This is a genomic window from Shewanella sp. SG41-4 (genome assembly GCF_014164505.1).
In the GTDB taxonomy this organism is placed as follows: Bacteria; Pseudomonadota; Gammaproteobacteria; order Enterobacterales; family Shewanellaceae; genus Shewanella.
Genome location: NZ_JACJFI010000580.1, coordinates 1 through 1,465, shown reverse-complemented (window position 1 = coordinate 1,465; position 1,465 = coordinate 1). Strand labels below are relative to the sequence as shown.

Sequence of the window (1,465 nt, the reverse complement as noted above, 5' to 3'; positions counted from 1 at the left end):
CTGTGGTGCAGCACTCGGTAAACAAGTTATACGTTGACTGAGCCTTTGTAGCAACCCAAAATTTATGCTGCCCTACAATGATTAATATAACGTTCTCATTATTTATATTAATTGTCGACCAAGACTTATAGTCCAGTGCCGATGGCGTGGGTCGTTTTTCTGCGTGAGTATGCCACTCACCAAGATAATGTTTTGTTCTATTTGATTTAAAAAAGGATTCATCAACCTTTTTTTGGTGGTGTTCACCCTTGCGGTTTACTTGATACCTTGAATAGCTATCACCTTTGCCCGGTATTGATATATCAGTTATAACTATGTGCTTGCCTCTACGTTCACCGATTAAAACTCCTGCTGACTCAGGTGTTGTTGGAAATAGCTGTTGGTATTTTTTAAACAGTTCTACGACATCACTCATAATGACAACGAGATTTCCATATTTATCCTTAAAGGTTATCTCGTTATTATCCATTACAAATTTTACACTTAAGTTGTTTGTTGATTGTGATCGGTTTTCTATCTCTAGAACCATCAAACATACGTTCTCTATAGCTCCAAGGCAAAGAAGGCGCTAGCGTATTTAAAACTGCTTCCTGTGCCATTGCGGCAGTTATCATGCTGACAGTCGCGTCATAGGGTGTATAAGTACTACCACAGCTGATTTTTTTCTCTAGCTCCTGATCAATTGATAAAAAACGCTTATCAACCCCGTTTTCATTAATACTAGGTTCTACATTTAAACATCCGTAACATGATTTTCCAGTATCAACGAATACTTTCGACGCTCGACCATTACCATCATTAAATGCATGAACTAGAACAGGTCTTTCATTTAAGGGTATACTCCTAGTAATTGCGGCAAGACGCTTTGACACCGGAGGGCGACCCGTAGCATCAATGATGATGTCATACTCCCGGAGCTTTTGCTCGTTTATAGGAAATAACATATTAAAACCATGAATATTTTTTGCTATGTGGATTGATTCATTTAAATTTAAAGCCAATGCAAGAGCTTTATTAGTCTTAAAGTACAATGTATTCAACGAATGCCTAGAAAAATTATCTGGCTTCATATCATCATCGTCATATAAATGAAGAAATTGAGATCCACACCCCGCTCCGCTTCTAAGCAACAAGTCAGAAAGGTAACCACCTATTGTCCCGCATCCAATGAGTGCAATTCGCTTATTACCAAGTCCTCCTATAGAAGGGCGATTAGCGTTTCGGCTTAATAATGTATCTTTGTCTGCTCTTAAAACTCCAAGTCTTTTAAAATTGACGCTAGTTAACTTGCTACTAAAATGTGAAATCAATGACGTTGATGAATACTTTTGTTTCGCTTTTGATGTTTTTTTAGAAGTTTTCCTGCTAAATCGATTCAGTTCAAAATATACCGCTAGTTGGCCTTGTCCATGTATATCTAACAATAATAAATGTCGTTTCATTGTTTGTTGAATTAATATATCTA

General features: G+C 37.1%; 2 protein-coding genes. Both read right to left on the bottom strand.

Annotated features, from left to right (window positions below):
- A partial coding sequence (cap3, locus tag H5202_RS22395) for a CBASS system CD-NTase/cGAS isopeptidase Cap3 (RefSeq protein WP_182773968.1) occupies positions 1 to 469 on the bottom strand: 469 nt, incomplete at its 3' end.
- Positions 462 to 1,465 (bottom strand): ThiF family adenylyltransferase (locus tag H5202_RS22390; protein WP_182773967.1); only part of this gene is annotated, 1,004 nt, incomplete at its 5' end. The genes H5202_RS22390 and cap3, both read right to left, overlap by 8 nt.